The following is a 5,693-nucleotide window of genomic DNA, read 5'->3' as shown; positions in this document are numbered from 1 at the left end:
GCCATGGGGCGGCGGGAGTGCCCGGCCCACCTTTTGGCCGGGCCCGCGCCCCCCGCGGGTTTCGTCGGGGGCGGGCCACGCGGGGGCGCCACGCCCGCGGCGCCCCTTCGGCACCGCGCCGCGGAGGGGTGTCAGCGGGCGCCCACCGCCTCCGGCAGGGCGGCGAGTTCGGCGAGGGCCTCGGGCGGCAGGGTGAGGGACCCGGCCTTCACGTTGTCCTCCAGGTAGCGGCGGGTCTTGGTGCCCGGGATGACGCCCACGTGCTCGCCCTGGGCCAGCACCCAGGCGATCGCCACCTGGGCGACGGTCGCCCCCAGGCCGTCGGCGAGGAGCCGCATCCGGTCGACGATGGCCTGGTTGGCGCTGATGGCGTCGGGCTGGAACCGCGGGATCCGGTGCCGGCCGTCGACCTTCGGCAGGTCCTGTGGGCTGTTGATCCGGCCGGACAGGAAGCCGCGGCCGAGCGGGGCGAACGCGATGAACGCGATGCCCTCGCGCCCGCAGTACTCCACCACGCCGTCCTTCAGGGCCTCCCGGCTCCACAGCGACAGCTCGCTCTGCACGGAGGCGACCGGGTGGACCGCGTGCGCCCGGCCGACCTCCTCCACCGACGCCTCGGAGAGCCCGATCGTGCCGAGCTTGCCCTCCTTCACCAGCTCCGCGAGCGCGCCCCAGCTCTCCTCGACCGGCACCTCCGGGTCGATGCGGTGCAGCTGGTACAGGTCGATGCGGTCCACGCCGAGCCTCCGCAGGCTCGCGTCGACGGCGGCGCGCAGATACTCCGGCCGGCCGTCCCGGTGACTCTTGTAGGTGGCCGGGTCGTCCACGACGAGCCCGCCCTTGGTGGCGAGCAGCGCGTCGTCGCGACGGCCCCGCAGCGCCTTGCCGACCAGCAGTTCGTTGGTGAACGGGCCGTACTGGTCGGCCGTGTCGACCAGGTCGGCGCCGAGGTCGAGCGCGTGCCGGATGACCGCGATGGACTCGCTCTCGTCCCGGCCCAGCTCGTCGTACCCCCACGACATGCCCATGCAGCCGATGCCGACGGCCGCGAAAGACCTCTGTGAGCCGCCCAGTTGGATCCTGCGCATGTTGGTGCGCACCTCTCTCCCGTAGTGCCCGTGGAGTCCTGTCCGCTCGATTCCTGTGACAGGCCCTCGCCTTCATGCAGAACTCTGCCATACGGCATTGACATGTTCTATAGTCAGGCCACTACTCTATGCCAGAGTTCTTACACATGACTGTCAACGACATAGAACAGAACAGGGGTGATTCACCGTGTCCACCGGCAACCCGCGGGCGACACTCGCCGCGGCGTGCGTCGTCGGCCCGCTGATGACCTTGGTGGTGACCGGCCCGTCCGTGGCCGTACCCGACATCGGCGCCGACCTGCACAGCTCCCTCGCCGCTGCCCAGTGGGTGGTCGACGGCTACATGCTGACCGCGTCCAGCAGCCTCGCGGCGATGGGCTCGCTCGCGGACCGCGTGGGCCACCGCAGGATGTTCACCTGGGGCATGGCCTTCTTCGCGTTCTGGATGGCCGTCTCCGGCCTCTCCAACAACATCCTGCTGCTCGACGTCTCACGCGCCATCTCCGGTTTCGGCAGCGGTGCGGCACTCGCCTCCATCACCGCGATCGTGGCCCAGGCCTTCGACGGCCCCGCCCGGGCGAAGGCGTTCGGACTGTTCGGCACCTTCCTGGGCGCGGGTCTCGCCTTCGGCCCGATGTTCGGCGGCGTCCTGGTCAACCTGTGGGGCTGGCGCTCGGTGTTCCTCGTACTCGCCGGGGTCGCCGTACTCGTCCTGCTGAGCACGCCGCTGCTGCCCCGTACGGAACCGAACCGCGGAACCCGCTTCGACTGGGCGGGCACCTTCCTCTTCGGCCTCGGCATCGCCCTGTTCGTCCTCGCCCTGGTGGAGGGGCCGGGCCGCGGCTGGACCGACCCGATCGTGCTCGCCTCGGCCGCCGGCTGCCTGGTCCTGCTCGCGGCCTTCGTGAGGGTGGAGCGCCGCTCCGAGAACCCGATGTTCGACCTGGGCCTCTTCGCCCGCCCGCAGTTCCTCGCCGTCTGCCTGGTGCCACTGGTGCTGGCGTTCAGCTTCGTCGCGCTCGTCATCGTGCTGCCGCCGTACCTGACCTCCACGAGCGGCCTGTCGGCCGTCCGGATCGGCCTGGTCCTGCTGCTGCTGACCGGACCCTCCCTGGTGATGCCCGCCATTACCGGCGTACTCGCGCAGAAGGTCTCGCAGCGCGCCCTGTTCGTCGTGCTGCTCGCCTTCTCCGCCGTCGGCGCCGCCTGGCTGACCATGGCCGAGCCGGGGGCCTCGGCCGTCGCGCTGGCCGGCCCGCTGCTCTTCCTGGGCATCGGTTACGGCATCTCACTGGGCATCCTGGACGGCGCGGCCGTGTCGGCCGTCGAGCCGGAGCGGATGGGCATGGCCGCGGGCATGTTCAACACGGTGCGGCTGACCTCGGACGCGGTCTCCATGGCCGGTCTCGGCGCTCTCGTCACCGCGCTGACCAAGAGCGCCCTCGACAACGACGCGGCCTCCGCCTATCAGGGCGGTGCCGACGCGCTGACCTCGCGCGCCCTCCAGGGCGGTCTCACCGAGGCCGCCGAGACCCTGCCCGCGGGTGAGGTCCGGGACCGGGCGGTGACCGCGATGGCCGACGCCTACGCCGCCGGCCTGCACACCACCATGTGGGTCGTCGCGGCGGCCTGCGCGGTCACCGCCGTGGTCGTCGGCAGCCTGCTGAAGGGCGGCAAGCCGTCGGCCGACGCGGCGGACGAAGCCGTCGGCGAGCCGTCCGCGGCGGCGTCGCCCGAGCCCGCTTCCGCGCGCTGAGGGGGCGGGTCATGACACAGACCGCCCTCGGACCCGTCGAGGTCCTGTCCCCCTACGCCGACGAGCAGTTGGTGGAGCGCCTCGGCATCGAGATCGAGGTCTGCGAGCCGGACCTGGTGATCGGCACCATGCCGGTGGCGGGCAACCGCCAGCCGATCGGCCTGCTGCACGGCGGGGCCAACGCCGTGCTGGCCGAGACGCTCGGGTCGCTCGCGGCCTGGACGCACGCGGGCGCCGACCGGATCATCGTCGGGCAGGAGCTGTCGTGCACCCACCACGGCGGGGCACGGTCGGGCCGGGTCACCGGTGAGTGCCGGCCGCTGCACGTGGGCACGCACACCGCCACGTACGAGATCGTCATCCGTGACGAGCGGGGCCGGCGCACCTGCACCGCCCGGCTGACCTGTGCGATCCCGCCGGCCAGGCGCCGGACGATCCGGTGACCGTACGCGGCCCGGGGCACGGCGGTCCGTCGGCCCGGCCAAGACAACGCACGACTACTGCTTCGCCTTCTGCCGTATGCAAGACTATTGATATGGCGAAGACGACGACGGAGACGGTCGCCGCAGGCCGACTCGGGCACACGATCAAGCGGGCCGAGCAGGCTCTGATCGGGCGCAAGACCGACGTGCTGCGAGAGTTCGGCCTGACGGTGCCCCAGTACTCGGTCCTGCTGTTGCTGTCGGTCTCGGACGGCATGTCCGCGGCCCAGCTCGCGCGCGAGTGCATGGTCACGCCACAGACGATGGCGACGGTTCTGACCAACCTGGAGAAGGCCGACCTGGTCTTCCGCGAACCTTCGGAGCTGCATCAGAAGGTCGTGGTCAACCGGGCGACCCGGGCGGGCCGTGCCATCGCGAAGCAGGCCGACAAGGCGGCCCTTCGCGTCGAGGCTTCGCTGGGCGCCGAATTCACGCCCGAGGAAAGGGCGCGGTTCGAGGAGTACCTGGAACGGACCATCGCCGTTCTGGGTTCACTTAAATAACCCCTCGGGATAAGTCAAAGTACGGAAAGACCACGTTGATTTCGTCCGCCGACGAAATTCAACGTGGCTTTCTTTTTCCTGCTAGAGTGGCCTGGCGACCCGTGCCAGGCCGCATCGGTACGGGGGGCGAGGGTTGAGAACATTCCGCTGCAGAGCGGGATGGATGTACCAATAAGGGGGAATGGTGCAGATTCATGTCCTGGGGCCGATGACGATATTCGGCGATGACCTGGCGCCGATCGTGCTGGCGCCCAAGCCGCGTCGTCTGCTTGCTTTGCTTGCTGTCAATGCAGACAGTGCGATATCAATCAATGCGCTGGTGCAGGAGTTGTGGGGCGACAGTCCGCCTCGTACTGCCACCGCAACGATTCAGACATATATCGGGCAGGTCCGCCGTACCATCGCGGAAGCCCTCAACAAGAGCGCCAACGAAATCGCCGAAGAAATCCTCGTCACCGAGGGCGGCAGTTATGTGCTGTCCGCTCGGGGGGTCGCGCTCGACATCACCGAGTACGAGATGCTGACCGCCGCCGGAAACGCCGCGGTCCAGCGCGGCGAATTCGTCGAGGGCTCCGACCTGCTCCACCAGGCCGTAGCGCTGTGGCGCGGCCCGGCACTCGTCAACGTGGAGGCCGGGGAACTGCTCGGTGCCCGGATCGTCCACCTGGACGAGTCCCTCCTGTGCACGCTGGAGCACCGGATCTACGCCGACCTCCAGCGCGGCGCCCATCACACCCTGGTTCCCGAAATCACCGAGCTCACCGCCCGCCACCCGCTCCACGAGAACTTCCACCGGCACCTGATGCTCGCGCTCTACCGCTGTGGCCGGCGAGCGGAGTCGCTCGCGGTGATGCGGCGGCTGCGGGCCCGGCTGGTGGAGGAGCTGGGCCTGGAGCCCTCGCCGTTCCTGGTCCAGATGGAGCAGGACATCCTGCGCGGCGAGCCGTCACTCGACACGCACCGGCGCAGGTCGGCCGGGCGAACCACCGTCGTACGGCCGCAGGACCGCTGGAGCATGGGCAGCATGATGACAGCCTGACGCCGGGGCCTCGGGCGGCCTACTGACCCGAGCGCCTTCGCGTGGTCCGCTCAGGTCCCACTGACCAGCAGGCAGGACCAGGTGAACCCGGCACCCGCGCTCACCACCAGCGCGTACTCGCCGGGGCCCAGCAGCCGCCCGGTGCGCAGCTCCGCGAGGCTGGCCGCGGCGTCACCGGCTCCCAGGTGTCCGGTGTCGTCGCCGGGCCGCAGCAGTTGTGCCCCGGTGAGCTTGGTCAGCACTGGCGCGTAGGCCAGGTCGATGGTCTTGCGGCCGAGCCGCGGCGCCACCACGTAACGCAGCGGCGCGTCGCCCGTCGCGGACAGCCCCGCGCCCACGAGGCACGACTCCACCGCCGACCGCAGCGACGCGGCGCTCGTCCCGGTGAACGCCTCCATGCCCTCCGCCTGGAGGAACGCCTTCTTGGTCCGGCGGATGTCCACCTTCGGTCCGAGCGAGCGGGCGGCCGGGCCGAACGGGTCGTCGCCGCGGTGCATGCGCTCCAGCCGGGGCGCGGCGACCGTGGCGACGGAGTGCAGGATCAGATCGGCCGGCCGGCCGCCCTCGCTCCCCGGCAGGTGGTGCAGGACGAGGGCGGTGGCCCCGTCGCCGTACCCGATGCCGTAGTCCCCGCTCCAGCGGTCGAAGCCGGGCTCCAGGAAGGCGTCGGCGGTGGTGATCAGGGCGTGCCCGAGGCCGGGTTCGACGAAGAGCCGGGGGGGGGGCCGGGGCACCGGCCCCCCCCCCCCCCGCAACCCCCACCCCCACATGAGCCGCCCCCCCCCCCCCACAAACCCGCCGACAGCCCCCGCTAAACAAACCCCC

General features: G+C 70.9%; 6 protein-coding genes. 4 read left to right on the top strand and 2 right to left on the bottom strand.

The window, feature by feature from the left end; genetic code table 11:
- Positions 1-131: 131 nt before the first annotated feature.
- Complete coding sequence (locus ACFWR9_RS12595) at positions 132-1,088, bottom strand: aldo/keto reductase (RefSeq protein WP_383839782.1); 957 nt, start codon at positions 1,086-1,088, stop codon at positions 132-134.
- A 187-nt stretch (positions 1,089-1,275) separates the two neighbouring features.
- Between ACFWR9_RS12595 and ACFWR9_RS12590 the strand changes: the two genes are divergently transcribed.
- The 4 genes from ACFWR9_RS12590 (at position 1,276) to ACFWR9_RS12575 (ending at position 4,868) form a co-directional block, all read left to right on the top strand.
- The gene (locus ACFWR9_RS12590; RefSeq protein ID WP_383839779.1) at positions 1,276-2,844 is read left to right on the top strand and encodes an MFS transporter; all 1,569 of its coding nucleotides are present in this window, start codon (positions 1,276-1,278) and stop codon (positions 2,842-2,844) included.
- A gap of 11 nt (positions 2,845-2,855) precedes the next feature.
- On the top strand, positions 2,856-3,287 hold the full coding sequence (locus ACFWR9_RS12585) for a hotdog fold thioesterase (protein ID WP_307012724.1): 432 nt from the start codon (positions 2,856-2,858) through the stop codon (positions 3,285-3,287).
- Between the two features lie 92 nt (positions 3,288-3,379).
- Positions 3,380-3,829: a MarR family transcriptional regulator gene (locus ACFWR9_RS12580; protein ID WP_329471171.1), complete on the top strand. Its 450-nt coding sequence runs from the start codon at positions 3,380-3,382 to the stop codon at positions 3,827-3,829.
- Positions 3,830-4,037: 208 nt separating this feature from the next.
- Positions 4,038-4,868 carry a BTAD domain-containing putative transcriptional regulator gene (locus ACFWR9_RS12575; protein ID WP_383839774.1) on the top strand — a complete coding sequence of 277 codons (831 nt, stop codon included), beginning with the start codon at positions 4,038-4,040 and terminating at the stop codon, positions 4,866-4,868.
- 50 nt (positions 4,869-4,918) lie between these two features.
- On the opposite strand, the gene ACFWR9_RS12570 is transcribed toward ACFWR9_RS12575, so the two are convergent.
- Complete coding sequence (locus ACFWR9_RS12570; RefSeq protein WP_383839770.1) at positions 4,919-5,602, bottom strand: 3-oxoacyl-[acyl-carrier-protein] synthase III C-terminal domain-containing protein; 684 nt, start codon at positions 5,600-5,602, stop codon at positions 4,919-4,921.
- Between the last annotated feature and the right edge of the window lie 91 nt (positions 5,603-5,693).

The organism is Streptomyces sp. NPDC058534, from assembly GCF_042717365.1.
Taxonomy (GTDB): Bacteria; Actinomycetota; Actinomycetes; order Streptomycetales; family Streptomycetaceae; genus Streptomyces.
Note: the sequence above shows the minus strand (reverse complement) of the source record. Positions and strands in the feature narration are given on the sequence as shown.